Annotated in this window: 21 protein-coding genes; 16 read left to right on the forward strand and 5 right to left on the reverse strand. The window is 70.1% G+C overall.

Going from position 1 to position 19,251, the window contains the following annotated elements; translation table 11 throughout:
- Nucleotides 1-200: 200 nt before the first annotated feature.
- Complete coding sequence (locus AW270_RS23335) at nucleotides 201-794, forward strand: ArsR family transcriptional regulator (RefSeq protein ID WP_063819306.1); 594 nt, start codon at nucleotides 201-203, stop codon at nucleotides 792-794.
- On the forward strand, nucleotides 794-1,243 hold the full coding sequence (locus AW270_RS23340) for a hypothetical protein (RefSeq protein WP_061297297.1): 450 nt from the start codon (nucleotides 794-796) through the stop codon (nucleotides 1,241-1,243). Before AW270_RS23335 ends, AW270_RS23340 begins: the two co-directional genes overlap by 1 nt.
- A gap of 258 nt (nucleotides 1,244-1,501) precedes the next feature.
- On the opposite strand, the gene AW270_RS23345 is transcribed toward AW270_RS23340, so the two are convergent.
- Nucleotides 1,502-3,226: a hypothetical protein gene (locus AW270_RS23345; RefSeq protein ID WP_157522449.1), complete on the reverse strand. Its 1,725-nt coding sequence runs from the start codon at nucleotides 3,224-3,226 to the stop codon at nucleotides 1,502-1,504.
- Between the two features lie 177 nt (nucleotides 3,227-3,403).
- Between AW270_RS23345 and AW270_RS23350 the strand changes: the two genes are divergently transcribed.
- The 14 genes from AW270_RS23350 to AW270_RS23415 all read left to right on the forward strand — a co-directional run bounded on the left by AW270_RS23350 (nucleotide 3,404) and on the right by AW270_RS23415 (nucleotide 15,529).
- A complete protein-coding gene (locus tag AW270_RS23350; RefSeq protein WP_061297304.1) occupies nucleotides 3,404-4,387 on the forward strand; it encodes an AraC family transcriptional regulator in 984 nt (327 codons plus the stop codon).
- Nucleotides 4,388-4,489: 102 nt separating this feature from the next.
- On the forward strand, nucleotides 4,490-5,713 hold the full coding sequence (locus tag AW270_RS23355) for a styrene monooxygenase/indole monooxygenase family protein (RefSeq protein ID WP_061297306.1): 1,224 nt from the start codon (nucleotides 4,490-4,492) through the stop codon (nucleotides 5,711-5,713).
- Nucleotides 5,710-6,192, forward strand: a complete 483-nt coding sequence (locus AW270_RS23360; RefSeq protein WP_061297308.1) for a flavin reductase family protein — start codon at nucleotides 5,710-5,712, stop codon at nucleotides 6,190-6,192. The genes AW270_RS23355 and AW270_RS23360 overlap by 4 nt, the downstream gene beginning before the upstream one ends.
- Before the next feature lie 19 nt (nucleotides 6,193-6,211).
- Nucleotides 6,212-6,982: a DUF899 family protein gene (locus tag AW270_RS23365; protein WP_061297310.1), complete on the forward strand. Its 771-nt coding sequence runs from the start codon at nucleotides 6,212-6,214 to the stop codon at nucleotides 6,980-6,982.
- A 417-nt stretch (nucleotides 6,983-7,399) separates the two neighbouring features.
- Nucleotides 7,400-7,798 (forward strand): hypothetical protein, encoded by a 399-nt coding sequence (locus tag AW270_RS23370; protein WP_061297313.1) that lies wholly within the window; start codon nucleotides 7,400-7,402, stop codon nucleotides 7,796-7,798.
- Nucleotides 7,795-8,238, forward strand: coding sequence for a hypothetical protein (locus AW270_RS23375; protein ID WP_061297315.1), 444 nt, complete (start codon nucleotides 7,795-7,797; stop codon nucleotides 8,236-8,238). The genes AW270_RS23370 and AW270_RS23375 overlap by 4 nt, the downstream gene beginning before the upstream one ends.
- Nucleotides 8,239-8,419: 181 nt before the next feature.
- On the forward strand, nucleotides 8,420-8,896 hold the full coding sequence (locus AW270_RS23380; RefSeq protein ID WP_061297318.1) for a DUF1203 domain-containing protein: 477 nt from the start codon (nucleotides 8,420-8,422) through the stop codon (nucleotides 8,894-8,896).
- 80 nt (nucleotides 8,897-8,976) lie between these two features.
- Complete coding sequence (locus AW270_RS23385; RefSeq protein WP_061297321.1) at nucleotides 8,977-10,173, forward strand: MFS transporter; 1,197 nt, start codon at nucleotides 8,977-8,979, stop codon at nucleotides 10,171-10,173.
- Between the two features lie 211 nt (nucleotides 10,174-10,384).
- Nucleotides 10,385-11,458, forward strand: a complete 1,074-nt coding sequence (locus AW270_RS23390; protein ID WP_169807360.1) for a cytochrome P450 — start codon at nucleotides 10,385-10,387, stop codon at nucleotides 11,456-11,458.
- Complete coding sequence (locus AW270_RS23395; protein WP_061297325.1) at nucleotides 11,455-11,661, forward strand: ferredoxin; 207 nt, start codon at nucleotides 11,455-11,457, stop codon at nucleotides 11,659-11,661. Before AW270_RS23390 ends, AW270_RS23395 begins: the two co-directional genes overlap by 4 nt.
- A gap of 19 nt (nucleotides 11,662-11,680) precedes the next feature.
- Complete coding sequence (locus tag AW270_RS23400; RefSeq protein WP_061297327.1) at nucleotides 11,681-13,093, forward strand: sensor histidine kinase; 1,413 nt, start codon at nucleotides 11,681-11,683, stop codon at nucleotides 13,091-13,093.
- Nucleotides 13,084-13,731: a response regulator transcription factor gene (locus tag AW270_RS23405; protein ID WP_061297329.1), complete on the forward strand. Its 648-nt coding sequence runs from the start codon at nucleotides 13,084-13,086 to the stop codon at nucleotides 13,729-13,731. Before AW270_RS23400 ends, AW270_RS23405 begins: the two co-directional genes overlap by 10 nt.
- 69 nt (nucleotides 13,732-13,800) lie before the next feature.
- The gene (locus tag AW270_RS23410; RefSeq protein WP_157522452.1) at nucleotides 13,801-14,856 is read left to right on the forward strand and encodes an SMP-30/gluconolactonase/LRE family protein; all 1,056 of its coding nucleotides are present in this window, start codon (nucleotides 13,801-13,803) and stop codon (nucleotides 14,854-14,856) included.
- 13 nt (nucleotides 14,857-14,869) lie between these two features.
- On the forward strand, nucleotides 14,870-15,529 hold the full coding sequence (locus AW270_RS23415; protein WP_061297334.1) for a DNA alkylation repair protein: 660 nt from the start codon (nucleotides 14,870-14,872) through the stop codon (nucleotides 15,527-15,529).
- Here the strand turns inward: AW270_RS23415 and AW270_RS23420 are convergent.
- The 4 genes from AW270_RS23420 to AW270_RS23435 form a co-directional block, all read right to left on the reverse strand.
- A complete protein-coding gene (locus tag AW270_RS23420; protein WP_061297336.1) occupies nucleotides 15,526-16,260 on the reverse strand; it encodes a hypothetical protein in 735 nt (244 codons plus the stop codon). The two genes, AW270_RS23415 and AW270_RS23420, sit on opposite strands and share 4 nt — an antisense overlap.
- A gap of 71 nt (nucleotides 16,261-16,331) precedes the next feature.
- Nucleotides 16,332-17,057: a hypothetical protein gene (locus AW270_RS23425; protein WP_061297339.1), complete on the reverse strand. Its 726-nt coding sequence runs from the start codon at nucleotides 17,055-17,057 to the stop codon at nucleotides 16,332-16,334.
- Entirely contained in the window at nucleotides 17,054-18,535 is a 1,482-nt protein-coding gene (locus AW270_RS23430; RefSeq protein ID WP_061297342.1) for an ATP-binding SpoIIE family protein phosphatase, read from the reverse strand. The genes AW270_RS23425 and AW270_RS23430 overlap by 4 nt, the downstream gene beginning before the upstream one ends.
- 1 nt (nucleotide 18,536) lies before the next feature.
- Entirely contained in the window at nucleotides 18,537-19,205 is a 669-nt protein-coding gene (locus AW270_RS23435; RefSeq protein ID WP_218009316.1) for a class I SAM-dependent methyltransferase, read from the reverse strand.
- Nucleotides 19,206-19,251 lie beyond the last annotated feature (46 nt).

Raw genomic sequence — 19,251 nt, forward strand, 5'->3', positions numbered from 1 at the left:
TCGCTCGGATCGATCTCGCTTCGCTCGTTATTGGCTTTGAGCCCATCGACCATGCTTCGGCATCCAGAGAAATCATTGAGCAAATAGTCGTCATCCGTAGCTGGGCCACTTGCCGTGCTCGCATTACCTGCGGCGGGCATGTGGCCGCCGCGATCAAGGATTGTCCGATGCTACGCATAGGTGGGTGATATCTTTCATCTATGCGTAGCAAGAGTCCTCCGTTGCTGCCGATCTTCCGGTCGCGGCATCAAGCGGATCTGCTCACCCTGCTCTATCTTCAGCCTGATCGCGAGTTCACGATCACCGAGCTTGCCGAGCGGATCGGGGTTCCACTGACCACGATGCAGCGGGAAGTCAATCGCCTGCTGGAGGCCGGCCTGCTGGACGGGCGCAGTGTCGGCAGAGCTCATGTGATCCGGGCCAGGGTGCCTGGGCGTTATGCGCGACCACTCACCGAGCTGCTGACGTTGGCCTTCGGTCCTCATCTTCTTGTCGAGCGGGAGTTCGCCGGGCTTGCTGGGACGGAGGCGGTGGCGATCTTCGGCTCCTGGGCGAGCAGGTATCTCGGCGAGGTGGGTCCGCCGCCGAATGACGTCGACGTCCTGGTCGTGGGCTCGCTGCCCCGAGCTGATGTGTATGAGGCCGCCGAGCGGGTGGAGGGAGAGCTGGGGATCCCGGTCAATCCCGTCCTGCTCAACCGTGAGCGTTGGACGCGGTCTTCGGATCCTCTTGTCCAGCAGATCAAAGAGTCGCCGGTCGCCTGGGTCAAGCACCTCCCCGAAGGGGAGGGCTGATGCGCTGGAGCCAGGGCGAGGCGCAGGTGGAGCGCCTGCTGGCGGAGGGGCGGCTGCAGAAGGTCACCGGGTCGGCCGCCGATGGCACCGCGTGGGTCGAACGTGCCCAGGTCACGGTGCGCACCGCGCAGGGGATCGCGGACGATCCCGGCAGCGCCTTCATCCTCTCCTATGACGCGGCTCGGCACGCCTGTACGGCGGTGCTCGTGCACCAGGGCCTCCGGCCCACCACCACGGGTGGGCACTATGTGGTGGAGGAAGTGCTCCGAGCCCAGTTCGGTGGCGTCTTCAGGGACTTCGGTGCGCTGCGCCGCCGACGTAACGAGATCGAATATCCGACCCATCCCGGCGATGACGTCGAGCCGGCCGAGGCCGAGGCTGCCGTGGCCACGACCGAACGGCTGATCGAAGCCGCGCGACGGCTCATCCCCAGCCTCTCCCTGTTCTGATCTTCACCCCAACAAGACGGGAAGATGCCCAGCGTCCGTCGTGGTTCTGCCGCCCACGGCGCGGTGATCGAGTGAGCGGACATCATGACTCGTGGGCGGCGCCATTTCGGGCCGGCTGCCATGGGCCATACCTGAGTGATACGTGGGTGGCGTCATTGAGCGGTCAGTGGCTTCCGATGCGTTCGCGAGAACGCTACGGCGGGCCCGCGTCAATGGTGCGCATAAGTACACGAATCGAATGGTTGGCGGCCTTTTCGCTCAGTGCTTCAGTTTGAGGCGCTTTCTCGATGCGCCCGGGAACACGACGACCAGGTGTTCCTCGTCTGCTTCGGTGAGGCGCACGTACACGCGGACCCGGTAACGGCCCTTGCCCGCGATCGCCAGATTCGGCATGGGGGCGTCGGCGCCCGCGTCGCCGTGTTCGCCTCGTTCCGGGACGGTGAGGCGGCCGGTGCGGCTGATGACGGGGACCTCGGTGACCTGGTGCCAGCCTGCGAGCCGCTTCGGCGGGGCGGTGCGGAAGGCCTTGACGGTGAGGCACAGGTCGATGACGTCCTCCAGGTGGCCGACGAGGACCGCGCTGCCGTGGACGCCGATCTGGGTGCCGTCGTCGTAGATGGCGTCCGTCGCCCGTTCGGCCGAGTCTCCGGAGTCGTCGGGGTCGTGCACGAAGTAGCCGTAGTCGCCGTCGGCGAACAGGGAGTAGTTGGCGGTGGCCTGGACGACGCCCCTGGTCCGGGGCCAGGGGTCGCGGCATCTCGCGTTCTGTTCGGCGACGTAGGCCCTGTGGGCGGCTTTCGTCTCCTCCGTAGAGCGGAGGAGTTCGGGGCGGGTGGCGCCGATGATCTCGGGGCAGATGTAGACGAGGTCCCACGGATCGACGCCCCAAGAGGCGCGTTCGCTGCCGGCTCGTTCCAGGATCGACTCCTGCTCCTCTCGGTCCTCGGCCCGGCACAGCGACTGTCCGTACGCGAGGATCTCCTGGTCGGAGGCGGTCTCCGGGAACATGGGGGCGAAGCCGTCGTCCACGCTCCGGGCCAGGCAGAGGAACGTGGCGTCGCGTTCGGCGGGTTTCAGGTCGCCGAAGTTCGGGCGGTCGTAGCAGTCCGACTCCCAGCCGCTGTAGGTGAAGTGCGGGGTGTGTTCTGGGTGGATCACGACGATGACCGGCAGCAGGGCCACCGAGGCCACGGCGGCGCGGACCGCTGGGCGCAGTGGGGGCGAGGGGGTGGGCCCGCGCTCCTCTGTGGGCATCTCGCGGGCGGTGGCGGCGAGCCAGACGGTGTGGACGAGCGCGAGCGCGTCCCACAGGACCAGGATCACCAGGTTCTCGGACGCCGCGTCGAAGTACTGGAGCGGGATCACCATGAGGTAGACGGCCAGCGCCAGATATCCGGCGATCAGGGTGCCGGGGCTCCAGCGGCCGTCGCGGCGCTGGCCGGTGACCGTGAGGAGGATGCCGGCCGCACCGCTCACCACCAGGGCCATCTGGACGGGGGCGCTGAGGTGGAGTTCGAGGAGGTCGAGTTCGTCCAGGAGGTCGCCCGCCATGGCGGCGAGCAGGGCGGCGGAGATCACGCCGGCCGCAGCGCGCAGCGCTGTGGAGCGCCAGCGGATGACGAGCAGGTAGAGGACGTCGATCGCGGTCCACAGCGCCAGCCCGAAGGACAGGTAGACCTCGTCGGGGAGCAGCGAGGCGGGATACCAGAGCACGAGGGCCTCCGCGACCGCCACGTACAGAAGGAAGCGCAGCGCCTTTTCCCTGCGGTCCAAGGGGCCTGTTTTCGGGGTGCGCAGGATCAGCCACAGGAGCGCGGCTTTCAGGACGCCCGCCGCGACCAGGGCGAATGTCGTGAGGAGGTCGAAGCCGTCGGGGGCGTAGAAGTCCATGAAGAGCGGCGGTGACCAGTTGACGGCCACCCAGAGCCAGTCGTCGCCGACCACCAGGCCTGCGGCTACCGCGACGAGAACAAGACCTACCACGCCAATTCTGATAATGCGCCATAAAGTATTGGAAAGCATGGGACGTGATCTTAGTGGGATATTGGTATTCCTAATGTCCGTCAATTGCTGACGTGAAGGTCGGAGGCATTCTCGAATGGGTGCTGCTGTGTGTACTTTTCCGTGGAACGTTCGGGGCCGGAGAGCCGATCATCAGGTGTGCTGCTGAGCAATCGTGCCGTCTTCGCCAGTTCCGACCTCGACGAGGTCCGCGGCGAGGTCGCCAAGGTGTTCTGTCCACACCGGCTCGACCTGACCGGTGACGTGGACCTGCTGTCGGCCCGGTTCAATTCCGTCCAGCTCGGGTCGGTCCGGGTCAGTTACCTCGACTACGGGGCCGACGTCCACATCGAGCCCGGGGATCTCGACACGTTCTTCCTGGTCATGATCCCGCTCGCGGGGCGGAGTCTCATCCGCGCGGGGGACGTCGAGATCGTCTCCGACCCGCTCCTCGCCGCGCTGCCCTCGCCGACGCGCCATCTCGACATGCGGTGGGCCGCCGGGTGTCCCCAGCTGGTGGTCAAGTTCGAGCGCGCGTCCGTCGAGCGGTCGCTGGAGCAGATGCTCGGCGAGCGGCTCGGCGAGCCGGTCGTCTTCGACCTCGGGGTGGATCTGACGACGGGGTGGACGCGGTCCTGGCGGGACATGGCCGATCTGCTCGTCCGGGAGGCCGAGCGCGACGACGGGCTGACCGGGCATCCGCTGGCCATCGCCCATCTGGAGAACGCGCTGATCACGCTGCTGCTGACGATGCAGCCGTCCAACTATCTGGAGCGGTTGCGGACGCCCAGGCCGGCGGCGGTGCCGAAGGTCGTGCGGCGGGCGATGGAGTTCATCGAGGAGCACGCGCACCTGCCGCTCACCACCTCTGACATCGCCAACGCCGTGGCGGTCAGCAGCCGGTCCCTCCAGGAGGGGTTCCGGGCGCACTTCCGGCTCAGCCCGATGGGCTACCTGCGGCAGGTGCGGCTGGCGCGGGTGCACGACGAGCTCGGCGCGGCCGATCCGGCCAGGGTGACGGTGACGACGGTGGCCGCCCGGTGGGGGTTCCTGCACCAGGGGCGGTTCGCCGCCCTGTACCGCGAACGGTACGGGCTGCCGCCGTCGGAGACGCTGCGCCGGGGGTCCGCGTCAGGTGGATGAGATCCGCGCTCAGCGGATGGCCCGGGCGGGCGGGCCGACCGTACCGTTCTTGTCAGGCGCCGATCGCAATCTCCACTCCTGACACCGAAGGGACCCACCACCATGCGTGAAATCCTCGTCGTCGGCGCCGGTCAGGCCGGGCTTCACCTGGCCATCGGGCTGCTCAAGCACGGCTACGACGTCACCGTGATCTCCAACCGCACTCCTGAGGACATCCGCGACGGGCGGGTGATGTCGGGCCAGGCCATGTTCGGCAACGCCCAGGCCCACGAGCACGAGCTCGGGCTCGACCTGTGGACGGACGTCTGCCCGCCCATCGAGGGCATCGCGCTCACCGTGCCGAGCCCGGAGGGCGGCAAGGCGCTCGACTGGGCGGCGCGGCTGGACGTGCCGGCCCGCTCGGTCGACCAGCGGGTGAAGATGCCCGTCTGGCTGGGCGAGTTCGAACGGCTCGGCGGCAAGCTCGTCATCCACGACGCCACGCCCGAGGACCTGGAAAGCTACGCCGCGCGGTACGACCTGGTGCTCGTCGCCGCGGGGAAGGGGCCGATCGCCTCGCTCTTCGAGCGGGACGCGGCGCGTTCTCCGTACACGACCCCGCAGCGCGCGCTGGCGGTGACCTATGTCAACGGGCTCGCCCCCCGGCCCGGCCACTCGGCGGTCTGCTTCAACCTGCTGCCGGGGGTGGGGGAGTACTTCGTCTTCCCCGCCCTCACCCACACCGGGCCCTGCGAGATCATGGTGTTCGAGGGGGTGCCCGGCGGTCCGATGGACTGCTGGGGCGACGTACAAAACCCTGCCGACCATCTGGCGCGCAGCCGCCAGATCCTGGAGACCTTCTTCCCGTGGGAGGCCGAGCGCTGCGCCGGCATCGAGCTCACCGACGCCAACGCGGTGCTCACCGGACGGTTCGCCCCCACGGTCCGCCGTCCCGTCGCGGTGCTGCCCTCCGGGGCGCCGGTGCTGGGCGTGGCCGACGTCGTGGTGCTCAACGACCCGATCACCGGGCAGGGCAGCAACAACGCCGCCAAGTGCGCCGCGACCTACCTGCGGGCCATCGTCGAGCGGGGGGCGCAGCCGTTCGACGCCGCCTGGATGCGGGAGACCTTCGACCGCTTCTGGACGCAGGCCCGCCACGTCACCGACTGGACCAACGCCCTGCTGGCCCCGGCCGAACCCCACCACTTCGCGCTCCTGGGCGCGGCCGGGCAGCACCCCGAGATCGCCCACCGGTTCGTCAACGGCTTCAACGACCCGGCCGACTACGCCGAATGGTTCATGGACGCCGAGCGGGCCGAGGCCTACCTGGGCCGGGTCGCGTCATGAGACCGCTGCGTGAGGCCTTCGGGCAGTTCGCGACAGGCGTCGCGGTGATCACCACGGCGACCGCCGGCGGGGAGCGGGCCGGGGTCACGGTCAACTCCTTCACCTCGGTCTCGCTCGACCCGCCGCTGGCCCTCTGGTGCCTGTCGAACCGCGCGCCCAGCGCGCCGCTCTTCCTGCGGGCCGGGCGGTTCGCCGTCAACATCCTGGCCGCCGACCAGGACCACCTGTCCCGGCGCTTCGCCACGCCGTCGGCCGACAAGTTCGCCGGGGTTGACCTGGTGCCCGCGCCGCTGCCGATCCTCGCGGGGACGCTGGCGAGTTTCGTCTGCCGGACGGAGCGCGTCCACGACGGCGGCGACCACCACATCTTCGTCGGGGCGGTGGAGCGCTACCACCGGACCGAGGGGGAGCCGCTCGTCTTCCACTCCGGCCGCTACCGCGAGTTCTGGCCGGAGCTGACGGTCGACGGGGCCGCGTGAATGTTGCTAGACAGGTCGCATGACCGAAACTCGAACAAGTGAGCAGTCCCTGCCGCCCGTGGCCGACCGGCAGGCCTGGCAGGCGAGGATCGACGAACTCCGGGTCAAGGAGAAGGCCCACACCAGGGCCGGAGACGCACTGGCCGCCGAACGCCGCCGGCTGCCGATGGTCGAGGTCGACGCGCAGACCCCGCTCATCGGCGCCGACGGCCCGGTGCCGCTGATCGACGTCTTCGGCGGCCGGTCGCAGCTGATCGCCTACTTCCAGATGTGGCACACCGGCAAGCCCGCCGCCGAGCAGTGCGAGGGGTGCACCTTCTCCACGTCCCACATCGGCCAGCTCTCCTACCTGCACTCGCGCGACGTCGCCTACGCGACCTTCTGCCAGGGCCCCTGGGAGGAGAGCTCGCGCTACCGCGACTTCATGGGCTGGACCGTCCCCTGGTTCTCGGTCCCGGAGGAGTCCGTCGACCGGCTGGTCGCGGGGCGGCACTTCGGCGTCCTGGCCGCCTACCTCCGCGACGGCGGCAAGGTCTACGAGACCTACTGGACGACCGGGCGGGGCAACGAGGTGATGGCGCCCTCCTACGGCCTGCTCGACCTGACCGTTCACGGGCGGCAGGAGTTCTGGGAGGACTCGCCGGAGGGCTGGCCGCAGCACTGGGACGCCCGGGGCAGCCAGTTCAAGCAGAACGGCCGCCCGACGGCCCAGTGGCCCCGGCTCGACGCGGGCCACGACGACGACCTGGGGGCGTCGCCGGGCGGGAACCACGGCTCGCACTGCCACTGACCGGGCGTCCCAGAAATGGCGTTGCAGGCTTCCACAAGGTCGGTGGCATCTCACCAAGCTGCGGAACCTGTTGAGCTGGGTGTCTGCCGAGTAGATATGCCGCATCTGGACAATGTGGATGACCGGTATGTGATGATACGAAATGAATATATACGTTCGAGAAATCGGGACTGATCATCTTTCCTGATTGTGCTCGTGATCACGATCTGGTTACTAATTGGACTTTTAGCTCCAAAAGGTGAACCATTTCTTCTGATAGTGCGTTTCCTCAATAGTCACCCTTCATGGTGATGTGAGGCGGATTGTCGCTATTTGATGTCTGAGTGGCCTGGATACTGGTCGGTAATGGTGCAGGAGAATGACATGCGTGATTAGAGTCGCGGGGGTTACGCGAAGCCAACCCCTCAAGGTGACCGCATGGACAGCGACGACCTCGGAGACGAGGAGTGGGTCTGCCAGTACGGCACGATCCATAGTCCGATCGACGGCAAACCGTTCAAGTGTCGTCCTAGTATCGGCGAGGACCCGCAAGAACTTTCGCTGATCAGAGGACGTCTGGACGTGGACAAAGTCGCACTCATGATCCAACGTCGGCGGCCTAGGCATGTAGGAGCGATGCCGGGAGAGGGTGCGAGGCATGCGAAGGTGGCTGACCTGCGGGCGGCCGGATTCAGGGTGTGGGCCACCCCTACCCGCGCCAACCCTTTCCACGTTTCGGTAATGCCCCTGGACTTGCAGGGCACGTGGACTCAGGATGACATGGAGAGGTTCGAGGGATGCTTCGAGCCTCCCGACTGGAAGGAAGGCCAACTGTGAGCGACCTGATCCAGTTGGGGATCGGCGAGCGACCGTGGCTGCCGACTCCCAGCACAGAATCCATAGAGGTCTTCGACCGCTACGACATGCCCACTCTCGGGCTCATCCGGCAGGCCGGAAACCTCTACGTCTTCGAATGCCTCGAAGGCGTGTTGATGGCCGGCAGCGTCTGGGTGTACGCGAGCGTCTCCGCGCGTGAGGCCGAGCAGCTCCGATCGTCCGAGGGCGACAATTTCCTGGCCCTCATCAGTGAATGTTTCACCCATCGACCCATAATGGCGTCCCTCGCGATTAACGCCCGAATCCGCTCCGGCGCCCAAGTGGACGCCGCGACGATCGAAGCAGTCGGCCTGTTGGAGGCGGTCATCAAGGAGCTCGGCCGAGGGATCAAGATCGCTAGTGACACCAAGAACGCGATGACCGAGCTGGCCCACTGTTAAGGGTGAATCGGCTGGTCGGGCTCTGCACTGATGTGCGGGGCCCTCGCCTTTTCCGGCCGGGTTGGCGACCTCGGGAAGAACGGCTGTCTCATTCCGGGCCGGTCACGTAGCCGGTCCCGATGGGCATGCGCCGTCCGATCGCCGCCAGGGTCCTCTTCCTGTACGCCGCCACGATGACGCCATGGACATCACCATCGAGCCGATTCCTCCGGCGACCGTCACAGCGCTGCTCGGCACCGACGACGCGGGCCACGCTCCCCGGTTCGGCGTCGACGCAGAGGGCGGCAGCCCTCTGCGCTGCTGCCTGACCAAGGCGCGGCCCGGCGAACGCGTCGCGCTGCTCACCTACGCGCCACTCAGGCGCTGGGCCCGCGACCCCGGGCCCTACGACGAGGAGGGGCCGGTCTTCGTGCACGCCGAGCCCTGCTCCGGCCCCGGGAGCGGCGGCTGGCCGGCGGCGCACAGAGGGGTGGCGCGGGTGCTGAGGGCCTATGACGAGCGCGGTCACATCCTCGGGGGGCGGTTGGTTCCGGCTGAAGGGGATCCCGAAAGTGTCGCGCGGGAGCTGCTGAGGGAGGCCGCCGTCGTGCACGTCAGGGCGGTCGAGTTCGGGTGTTTCCAATTCTCCGTCACCGGGGAAAACGCGTGGTCGGGGTGAAAAGGCGAAAGGTACGATGCGGGCGCAGCCGCCCAGGGTGACACATGTCGCCACCTTTCTCCCATGGGAGCGCCCCCTTCATGACCGACATGTTCACGGCCAAGGCCACCTACGGCCAGGTCTTCGCGGTCGGTCAGTTCCGGGCCCTGTTCGCGGCGCGGCTGCTCGGGGTCATGTCGGACACGCTGCGGTCGGTCGCGCTGGCCGTGCTCGTGTACGACCAGACCGGCTCCCCGCTGCTGACGGCGCTGGCGTTCACGATCGGGTTCCTGCCGCAGGCGGCGGGCGGGCTGTTCCTCGCGGCGATGGCCGACCGGTTCTCGCCGCGGACCCTGATCACCTCCGGCTACGCGCTGCAGTGTGCGGTCGGGCTGCTGCTGGCGTTCGGGCGTCTGCCGGTCGGGGTGAGTCTGCTCCTCGTCGCGGCCGTCGCCGCTCTGACGCCGGTCATCACCGGGGCGGCCGGCCGGGTGATGGCGGGGGTCCTCTCGGGTGACGTCTACGTGCTCGGGCGGTCGCTGAACTACATCGTGGCGGTGTCGGCGCAGCTGGTGGGGATGGCGGCCGGTGGGGCGCTGGTCGCGGGGCTGGGTGTGGAGCGGACCATGCTGGTCACCGCCGGGGCGCACCTGCTCGCGATGGTGATCAGCCGGGTGTTCCTGGCGCGTACCGAGGTGGCCCGTTCGGGCGGGTCGATCGTGCGCGGGACGCTGCGGGGCAACGCGGCGCTCGTGGCCGCGCCCGGGGTGGTCAAGCTGATCATGGTGCAGTGCCTGCCCGCCGCCTACCTGGCGGCGGCGGGGAGTCTGGTCATCCCGTACGCCGCGTACCGGGGCTTCGGGCCGGCGCAGACCGGGTTCCTGCTGGCGGCGACGTCGGCCGGGATGCTCGTCGGCGACGTGGTGGTCGGGCGGGCGTTCGGGCCGGCTGCCCGGGAGCGGCTCGTCGTGCCGCTGCTGCTGGTCATGGGCGCGCCGACGATCGCGCTGGTGGTGGACCTGCCCTACGCCGGGGTCGCCGCCGTCTACGTGGTCACCGGGACGGGGTCGGCGTATCTGCTCGGGCTGCAGCGGCGTTTTCTGGTGGCGGTGCCCGCCGAGTTGCAGGGGCAGGGGTTCGCGCTGCTCACCACGGCCACCATGTCCATCCAGGGGGTCGGGCCCCTGGTCTTCGGGGTGGCCGCGGAGGTCCTCCCCGTCGGGGGCGCGATCGCGCTGACCGGGGTGTGCAGCGTGGTGACCACCCTGCTGCTGCGCGGTGCCGCCCGCGGCGGCTGAAAAGGCCGCTGTTCGCGCGGAAAACGCGAAGGTACGATGCGGGCGATCTCATTCTGCGGGAGGAAATCCGCGCATGGCGAATACGGTCGTTCCGTTCGAGTTATTCGGCCCTGACTATTTCCGCGATCCCTATACGGCACTCGACTGGCTGCGGGTGAATTCACCCGTCCACCCCTATGTCTTTCCGGTGGGGAACGTCCCCATGTGGGTCGTGACCAGGTATGACGACGCGTTGGCGATCCTCGGCGACACCCGGTTCAGCACGGCCGAATGGCGCGGCAGTCCCGAATTCCAGGCGTCCGGGCTGTCCATCAGCGCGGGCACCGTGCTGGCGCAGACCATTCCCGGGCTCGACCCGCCGCAGCACACGAAAGTGCGCCGCTGCGCCATGGCCGCGTTCACCCCTCGCAACGTCGACCGATGGCGGGAGGACATCCGCCGCGTCATCGAGATGACCGTCGACGGCTGGGCGCCGGGGCAGGAGCGCGATCTGGTCGCCGAGTTCGCCGCGCTGATCCCGTCGGAGGTGATCTCGACGCGGCTCGGGTTCACGCTGGAACGGCGGGAGCAGCTCGCCCGCGACGTCGACCTGCTCATCTCGACCGACCCGGCGGACTTCCCGCGCATCCCCGGCGCGCGGGAGCGCATCATCGCCTACGGGCGCGAACTCGTCGCCCTCAAGCGGGCCCAGCCCGGCGACGACCTCACCTCGGCCTTCATCCGGGCCGCCGACGAGGAGGGCCGGATCACCCAGGACGAGCTCGACGCGCTGGTCATCATCATGATCATCGCGGGGGTCGGGACGACCAAGATGTTCATCACCAACGCGATGCTCGCCCTCCTCGACCATCCCGACCAGCTCAAGACGGTCGCCGACGACCCGGGCGTGCTGGCCGGACCGGGCATCGAGGAACTGCTCCGCTACGAGTCGCCGGTCGCGTCGGTGCCCTGGCGGTTCCCCACCGAGGACGTGCGGGTGGGCGGCCAGGAGATCGCGGCCGGGGAGCCGGTCATGGTCATGGTCGCCTCGGCCAACCGCGACCCCGAGGTCTTCCCCGACCCCCACCGGCTCGACCTCGGCCGCACCGGAGCGCGCCACCTCGGGCTCGGCCACGGCATCCACAACTGTCTCGGCGCCGCCGCGGCCCGGCTGATCAGTGAGATGGCCCTGGCCACGCTGATCGGGCGGTTCCCCGGCCTGCGGCTGGCGATCCCCCGGGACGAGATCCGCCGGCACGAGGTCTGGGCGCTCAACGACTACCGCGCCCTGCCGGTCGTCCTGTGACGGCCTGGCGGGTGGAGGTCGACCGGGCCCTCTGCTACGGCACGGGGCTCTGTTCGGCGACCGCGCCCGAGCTGTTCACCCTCGGGCCCGACCGGCTCGCGGTCGCGCGCGCGGGCGAGCTCGCCGAACCGGGCGAGGTCGACCTGGCGCGGGAGGTCGCGGAGTGCTGTCCACGGGAGGCGATCCACGTCAGGCCGGGCTGACGACTTCTAGACTCTGGGCGTGGGTGGATTAGAGTCGGCCCTGCTCGTCGGGGCCGGATATCTCGTCGCCGGGGTCGTCGGGTGGCGCGTCCAGCCCCGCTATCGCGCCGGGCCGCTGCTGGCCTGTGCCGGCGTGCTGTGGCTGTTCGCCAAGCTGGGGCCGGCCGTCCCGGTGGCCTCCAGCGCCTGGGCCGCGGTGCTGGGGCACTGGCTGATCACCTTTCCGACCGGGCGCGCGGAGAGCGCGGCGCAGCGGGTGGGCGTCGGCGTCGTCTACGCGGCGCTGCCCCTCGCGGTGGCGTCGCCGCTCGCCGGGCTGGCGACGGGCGGGACGGCGGTGATCGCGGCGCAGGTGCTCCGGTGGCGGGGGAGCGCGGCGGCGCGGCGGCGGGTGTTCAACCCGGTCACGCTGTCGGGGCTGGTCGCGGTCGTGGTGGTGCTGGGGTTGAAGCCGGTCGCGGCCGATCCGCTGGCGGCCGACCTGACGCAGGCCGCCCTCGGCCTCGTGCCGCTCGGCTATCTGGCCGGGCTGCCCCGCCGCCGGATCACGGACCTCGTGGTCCGGCTGGGGGACGTCCCGGCCGGGGGGATCGAGGCCGAGCTGGCGGCGCTGCTCCGGGATCCCGGTCTGCGGGTGGGCTACTGGGTGTCCGGCCGCTACGTCGGCCTCGACGGACGGGCGATCGACGTGCCGGATACCGGGGCCACGCGGGTCGACCGGGCGGGGGAGCGGCTGGCGGTGCTCGTCCACGACCCCGTCCTGCTGGAGGAGCCCGAGCTGATCGAGGCGGCGTGCGCCGCGGCGGGGCTGGCGCTGTCGAACGAACGGCTCGCCGCCGAGTTGCGGGACCGCGTCCGGCAGGTCGGCGAGGCGACCGAGGCCGAGCGGCGGCGGATCGAGCGGGACCTCCACGACGGGGTGCAGCAGCGGCTGCTGTCGATCCCGATGACGTTGTCGCTGGCGGAGGCCTCGCGGGACCCCGTACCGCTGATCAGGGAGGCGCGCGGCGCCCTGCTCGCGGTGCTCGGCGACCTGCGGGCGCTGACGCAGGGCATCCATCCGCCGGTGCTCACCGAACGCGGGCTCGACGGCGCGGTCAGGGAGCTGGCGGCGCTGTCGCCGGTGCCGGTCCGGGTGACCGTGGTCGTCGGGGAGCTGTCGCCGCAGGTCGAGACGGTGGCCTACTACGTCGTCGCCGAGGCGCTGGCCAACGTGACGAAACACGCGCGGGCCGGGGAGGCGGTCGTCGAGGTGGTGACGGGTGACGGGGTGCTGTCCGTCGAGATCCGCGACGACGGGACCGGCGGCGCGGACGCGTCGCGGGGCAGCGGGCTGCGCGGGCTGTCCGACCGCGTCGCCGTCTGCGGCGGGACCCTCAGCGTCACCGGGGAGCGCGGAACCGTCGTGAAGGCGGTGCTGCCGTGCGGATAGTCATCGCCGAGGACAGCGCGCTGCTGCGTGAAGGGCTGGTCCGGCTGCTCGCCGAGGCCGGGTTCACCGTCGTCGCAGCGGTCGAGGACGCCGCCGCGCTGCTCAGGGCCGTGGACGAGCACCGCCCCGCCGTCGCCGTCGTGGACATCCGGCTCCCGCCGACCCGGACCGACGAGGGGCTGCGGGCGGCGGGGGAGATCCGCAGGCTCCATCCCGGTACGGGGGTGCTGGTGCTCTCCCAGTACGTCCGCCTCACCTACACGATCGAACTGCTCGACGGCGGCGCGCGGGGCGTCGGCTACCTGCTCAAGGACCGGGTGGCCGACCTGGCCGAGCTGGCCGCGGCGGTCCGGCAGGTCGGCGGCGGCGGGGCGGCGTTCGATCCCGTCGTCATCGACCAGCTCGTCGGCCGCCGCGACCGGCGCGACGACCCCCTCCACGGCCTCAGCGAACGCGAGCGGAGCGTGCTGTCGCTGATGGCGGAGGGCCGCACCAACCAGGCCATCGCGACCCGCCTCGGCATCGCCGAACGGACCGTCGAGAAGCACTGCTCGGGCATCTTCGCCAAGCTCACCCTGCCCGCCCATCCCGACGACCACCGTCGGGTCCTGGCGGTGCTCCGCTACCTGAACGGGTGAGGCCAGCCGCACCATGGGTGCGTACAGCCACGCTTCTGGGATCGTGAGCACGGCCGCAGACTCGGCGGCGTGAAACGTCTCAAGAGACCGGCCCTCGCCGTGGCCGCCGTGGCGGCGCTGCTGGTCGCCGCCTTCCTCGTGCTCCTCCGCCCGCCCGTCGACCCCTTCGCCTGGGACCCGGGCCCGCCTGCCCCCGTGGCCGAGGACGTCCCCGCCGCCGGGGTCACCCCGATCGGCGCGCTGCCCGGCCCGGAGGACATGGCCGTCGACGCGTCCGGACGCGTCTACACCGGACTCATCGACGGGCGCGTCGTCCGCCTGGCCCCCGAGCCCGAGCTGTTCGCCCAGGCGGGCGGGCGGCCACTGGGCCTGGCCTTCGACGCGCACGGCGATCTGCTGATAGCCAACCACGGCGTGGGCCTGCAGTCCGTCGCCCCCGACGGCACCGTGACCCTGCTCACCGACACCGCCGACGGCGAGAGGATCCGCTTCGCCAACGACCTGGCTGTGGCCGACGACGGGACGGTCTACTTCACCGACTCCAACAGCCGGCTGAACAACTCGACCCTGGAGGGCTCCGCCTTCTCCGTGTACGACTTCCTGGAGGGCCGCCCCCGAGGAAGGCTCCTCCGCTACGACCCCACCTCGCGGACGACCACGACCCTGGCCCGGGACCTGTACTTCCCCAACGGCGTCGTGGTGACCGAAGACCAGAGGTCCCTGCTGGTGGTCGAGTCGACCCGCTACCGGGTGAGGAGGTACTCCCTGACCGACGGGACGCTCACGACCTTCCTCGACCACGTCCCCGGCATCGGCGACGGCCTCACCGGGTTGCCCGGCGGGACCCTCCTGCTCCCCGTGTACGACCGCGTCCCCCTCCTCGACGACCGGATCCTGCCGGGAACCTGGACCCGGCGACTGGCGGCCCGGCTGCCCGCGAGCCTCCTGGCCGACGAGGAGAACCCGCCTTCCGGCTCGATCCTGGTGCTGAGCCCACAGGGCCGCATCGAACGGCGGCTGTCCGGCATCGACCCGGCCCCGGCCAACGTGGTGCCGTACGAGAAGGGGTGGCTGCTGGGGTCGCTGCAGGGACGGGAGCTGCGCGCGATGCCCGCCGTGCGGTGACTATCCTTCGGGGATGGTCGCCGAGATCCTGGCCGAGCTGGCCGCACTCGAAGATCCGAGAACGCGCGAGGTCAACGAACGCCACGGCGACGACCACGGCGTGAACCTCGGCAAACTACGCGCCGTCGCCAAGCGGCTGAAGACCCGGCACGACCTCGCCCGCGACCTCTGGGCCACCGGCGACACCGCCGCGAGACTCCTCGCGACGCTGGTCTGCCGCCCGAAGGCGTTCGGGGTCGGCGAGCTCGACGCCATGGTGCGCCAGACCCGCGCGCCCAAGGTCCACGACTGGTTCGTGAACTACGTGGTGAAGAAGAGCCCCCACGCCGACGACCTGCGCCGGGCCTGGACGGCCGACCCCGATCCGGTGGTCGCGAGCGCCGGCTGGGCGCTCACCACCGAGAAGGTGACGAAGAAGCCCGAGGTCCTCGACCTGCCGGCGCTGCTCGACGTCATCGAGGCCGAGATGAAGGGCGCTCCCGACCGTCTCCAGTGGTCGATGAACCACTGCCTGGCGCAGATCGGCATCGACCACGCCGAACACCGGGCCCGCGCCGTCGACATCGGGGAGCGCCTCGAAGTGCTGAAGGACTATCCGACCCCGCCGGGGTGCACGTCGCCGTTCGCGCCCGTCTGGATCGCGGAGATCGTGCGCCGGCGGAGCGGCGGTTAGGCGGTCCGCACCAGCCGGAGGAACGCCTTCAGACCGGTGATGAGCTCCTGGTTGTCGCTCAGGCCGTCGACCGTCTCGTCGAACTTCCTGGTCATCAGGGTGATCCGGCGGTTCAGGTCGTGGTCGGCGTCCTCCAGCGCCGACCGGGCCGCCGCCAGTTCGTCGCGGGCCCGCCGGAGGTCCTCGGTCAGCTCCGCGAGCGACTCCTCGATGGCCGTCCTGGCGTCGGTCAGGTTCTTCACGTCGGTGCGCAGGGTGGCCACGTCCTGTCGCGGGTAGTGCAACTCCTCCATGAGGGTGCCCACACGCTCCTTCAGGTGCGTCAGGTAGGCCCCCGTCGGCCGGAACAGGGTGGCCAGCAGGTAGAAGCCGGCGAAGTAGTAGCCGACGTACTCACCCGAGAAGTACGTGATCACCGCGATCACCGCCGCCGAGACCACATGGCCGAGCACCGCCAGGCGCAGCATCCGCTTCGCGATGCCCCGGGCCTCGTCCTCCCGGGCCTGCGGCACCTCGATGCCGCGCTCCCGCGACAGCTGGGTTTCGTGGACGACCCGGCGGGCCGAGAAGTACAGGTTCCACGGCACGGTCAGCAGGATCAGGAGCCAGATCAGGCTGATCGCGCCGATCCCGACGGCCAGGACGGTGCTGGGGGCCACGCCGGTGCGGAAGGTCAGCCAGGCGGCGAATATCGCGAACGTCAGAGAAACCAGGAAAATCCACCATTTCATGCCCCAAAGGATCTTCTGTCGGGGCAGGGGAGGGCAGGGCTCCCGTACTCAGACCGCATGGGGAATCAGCACTAGTTCCCGAGCGCCGACTGGCCGGGCCACGGGGTGCCGTCGGCCCACATGCGTTCGGCCTCGGCGGCGAAGCGGTGGAACCAGACACCGTCGCGCGGCTCCAGCGCGAGGATCGGGCCGCTCTCGGCCGGTGGGTGGTATTCGAAGCGCTGCGCGCAGATGTACGCGCCGTCCACGATCTGGAGGCCCATCGCGGGGACGAACCCGGTCAGCCGGATCTCCAGGTTCCCGCCGGTCAGCGAGCGCAGATGGTCGAGTTCGGCCAGGACGCCCCGGATGCGCCCGGCCAGCAGCGCGGGGTCGGAGCCGCTGAAGCTGTACAGGGCCGCCGCCGCGATGGCCGGTTCGCTCTCGGGGTCGACCATCATCACCCGGATGCGCGCCCCCCTCTCCAGCATCTCGCGGAGTTCGCCGCGCATCGTGTTGGACGTCCGGGCCATCGACCGCCCGATGAACAGGTAGTCGCGGGCCCGCGCCCGGCGGGCGGCCAGGTCGGGCGGGAAGTCCTCGCGTAGGACGCCGCGCTCGGCGACCACCCCGGCGACCTGGCGGCGTGACTTGATCTGCGAGAACGCCAGGAACGCCAGGAGCGCCAGCGTGGCCGAGATCAGCGCCGAGGTCTCCGCCAGGCCGACCACCCCCAGCGCGGTGAACACCAGCGCGACCAGTGCCAGCGCGTAGAGATCCAGGTTGTCGTCGTGGACGAGCTTCGCCAGGCGCTTCACGAACCCCCTCTTTCGGCCGCTTTCACCGGCAGGCTGAACCAGACCGTCTTACCTCCCGCCACCCGGCTCGTGCCCCACCTTTCGGCAAGGTGGTTCACCAGGAACAGGCCGCGCCCGTCCTCGTCGTGGCCGCCGGGCTCGCGCAGGCGCGGCAGGCGGTGGTCGTCGTCGCTGACCTCGCAGAGCAGGCTGTCGGTGCGCAGCAGCCGTACCGTGATCGGGCGGGGCGTCACCCGCACCGCGTTGGTGACCAGCTCGGAGACGAGCAGCTCGGCCGTGTGGATCATGGTGTGCAGGCCCCACGCCGCGAGCGTGCGCCGGACCAGCGTCCGCGCCCGGGAGGGGGCCTGGGCGAGCGGCTCCAGCAGCCACTGGGCGACGTTCTCGCTGGGGATGCCGGTGAAGCGGATCGCCAGCATCGTCACGTCGTCGCGCATGGGCGCGTCCGGGACCACGCCGTCGCAGACCTCCTCGATCGGCCGCACCCCGGACAGGCCGCGCCGCAGGCGTTCGACGCCGACGCCGATGTCCTCGCCGCGCTCCTCGACCAGGCCGTCGGTGTAGAGGACGAGCATGCTGTCGTCGTCGGCCGCGATCTCGACCGTCTCGAAGGCGTTGCGGCCGAGCCCGATCGGGGTGCCCGCGGGCGGCGCCAGCACCTCTGCCTTGCCGTCGGCGCTCACCAGGATCGGGGGCAGGTGGCCGGCGCTGGCGATCGTGCAGCGGCGCAGGACGGGGTCGTACACACAGTAGACGCAGGTGGTGATCGTCTGGGCGGCCAGCCGCTGAGCCATCTCGTCGAGCGACTGGAGCACCTGCTCGGCCGGGAGATCCAGAGAAGCCAGTGTCTGTACGGCTATGCGCAACTGACCCATGATCGCTGCCGCGTCCAGGCCGTGGCCCATGACGTCGCCGACGACCAGCGCCACCCGGGACCCCGGCAGCGGGATCACGTCGAACCAGTCGCCGCCGACCCGCGCGGCGGCGGGCTGGTAGCGGAACGCGATCTCCAGACCGGGCAGAGAGGGAGGCTGCCCGGGCCGGATCCCGCGTTGCAGGATCTCCAGCGTCTCCAGTTGCTGGCGATGGAGCCGTCCGTGGAAGATCGTCAGCGCCGCCGGCACCGCGAGCTGCCCGGCGATCAGGACGTCGTCCTGGTCGAACTCGTCGCGTTCACGGTCCCGGGCGAGCACCGCGCACCCCACGGCCTCGCCGTAGGCCCGCAGCGGCACGGTCAGCAGCCGCCCGCCCACCAGCTCGGGGACCGTGGCCGCGAGATCGCCCGACCAGCGCGAGGGCAGCCGCCCCCGCGGGTCGAGCCGGTGCACGGCCCCGCCGTCGAGGTAGACGGAGGCGGCGTCGGCCAGCCGGGGCACCGCCGCCTCGCAGAGCAGGCGCGCGACCTGCTCCGGATCGAGGCAGTCGCCGATCGCCCGGGCCGTGTCACCGAGAAAAGCCAGACCCTCGGTGTCGATCACTTCAGAACTGGTTACGCCGGCAGTTGAGGAACAGCTGGATCTCCGGCGGCGCCTGCGTGGTGGCCGGGGCGTAGGAGATGTCGGTCTCGACGACCACGGTGAACCCGGTCTCCTCGACGAGCGCCCGCAGGTCCTCGCGGAGATAGCCGGTGACCCGCACGGGCGCGCCGAGGAACTGGAACGGCACGTCGTCGAGGTCGATCTCGACCATGCTGAGCGCCAGCAGCCCGCCGGGCACGATCACGTCGTGGATCCGCTGGAGCGCCGTGGCGATGTCGGCCCGGGGCAGCATGAGCAGCGAGAAGAAGGCCACCACGGCGTCGAACCGGCCGAGCGAGGAGTCGATGCCGACGACGTCCCGCTCCAGGAAGGTCCCCTCGGGCACGTTCTTGCGGGCCAGGTCGAGCATGACGGGCGAGATGTCGATCCCGGTGACCTCGCAGCCCGCGTCGGCGAACTGCTTGGCGGTCGGCTCTCCGGTGCCGCACCCGACGTCGAGGACGCGGGCCCCTGGTTGGAGCTGCTTGATCAGCCACTCCCCGGCGGCTATCTGCCCCTCCTTGTGGGGGAACGCGTCGTCGTACCGGGATCCGATGCGGTTGAACGCCTCGGCCTGCATGGCCCGGTATTCGTCGCGACTCTGAGCCGGACCGGATTCAGTTGTCATCATGCCGCCATAAGGGAGATCGCCGACTTCTGCCCACCAAGTGATAGGC

The organism is Herbidospora cretacea, assembly GCF_001570605.1.
In the GTDB taxonomy this organism is placed as follows: Bacteria; Actinomycetota; Actinomycetes; order Streptosporangiales; family Streptosporangiaceae; genus Herbidospora; species Herbidospora cretacea.

What these genes read in the sequence shown, in the direction of transcription:
- AW270_RS23360 (WP_061297308.1), top strand. Translation starts at nt 5,710, where the DNA reads ATGAGACCGCTGCGTGAGGCCTTCGGGCAGTTCGCGACAGGCGTCGCG.
- AW270_RS23380 (WP_061297318.1), top strand. Translation starts at nt 8,420, where the DNA reads ATGGACATCACCATCGAGCCGATTCCTCCGGCGACCGTCACAGCGCTG.
- AW270_RS23365 (WP_061297310.1), top strand. Translation starts at nt 6,212, where the DNA reads ATGACCGAAACTCGAACAAGTGAGCAGTCCCTGCCGCCCGTGGCCGAC.
- AW270_RS23420 (WP_061297336.1), bottom strand. Translation starts at nt 16,260, where the DNA reads ATGAAATGGTGGATTTTCCTGGTTTCTCTGACGTTCGCGATATTCGCC.
- AW270_RS23370 (WP_061297313.1), top strand. Translation starts at nt 7,400, where the DNA reads ATGGACAGCGACGACCTCGGAGACGAGGAGTGGGTCTGCCAGTACGGC.
- AW270_RS23355 (WP_061297306.1), top strand. Translation starts at nt 4,490, where the DNA reads ATGCGTGAAATCCTCGTCGTCGGCGCCGGTCAGGCCGGGCTTCACCTG.
- AW270_RS23335 (WP_063819306.1), top strand. Translation starts at nt 201, where the DNA reads ATGCGTAGCAAGAGTCCTCCGTTGCTGCCGATCTTCCGGTCGCGGCAT.
- AW270_RS23435 (WP_218009316.1), bottom strand. Translation starts at nt 19,205, where the DNA reads ATGATGACAACTGAATCCGGTCCGGCTCAGAGTCGCGACGAATACCGG.
- AW270_RS23385 (WP_061297321.1), top strand. Translation starts at nt 8,977, where the DNA reads ATGACCGACATGTTCACGGCCAAGGCCACCTACGGCCAGGTCTTCGCG.
- AW270_RS23340 (WP_061297297.1), top strand. Translation starts at nt 794, where the DNA reads ATGCGCTGGAGCCAGGGCGAGGCGCAGGTGGAGCGCCTGCTGGCGGAG.
- AW270_RS23415 (WP_061297334.1), top strand. Translation starts at nt 14,870, where the DNA reads ATGGTCGCCGAGATCCTGGCCGAGCTGGCCGCACTCGAAGATCCGAGA.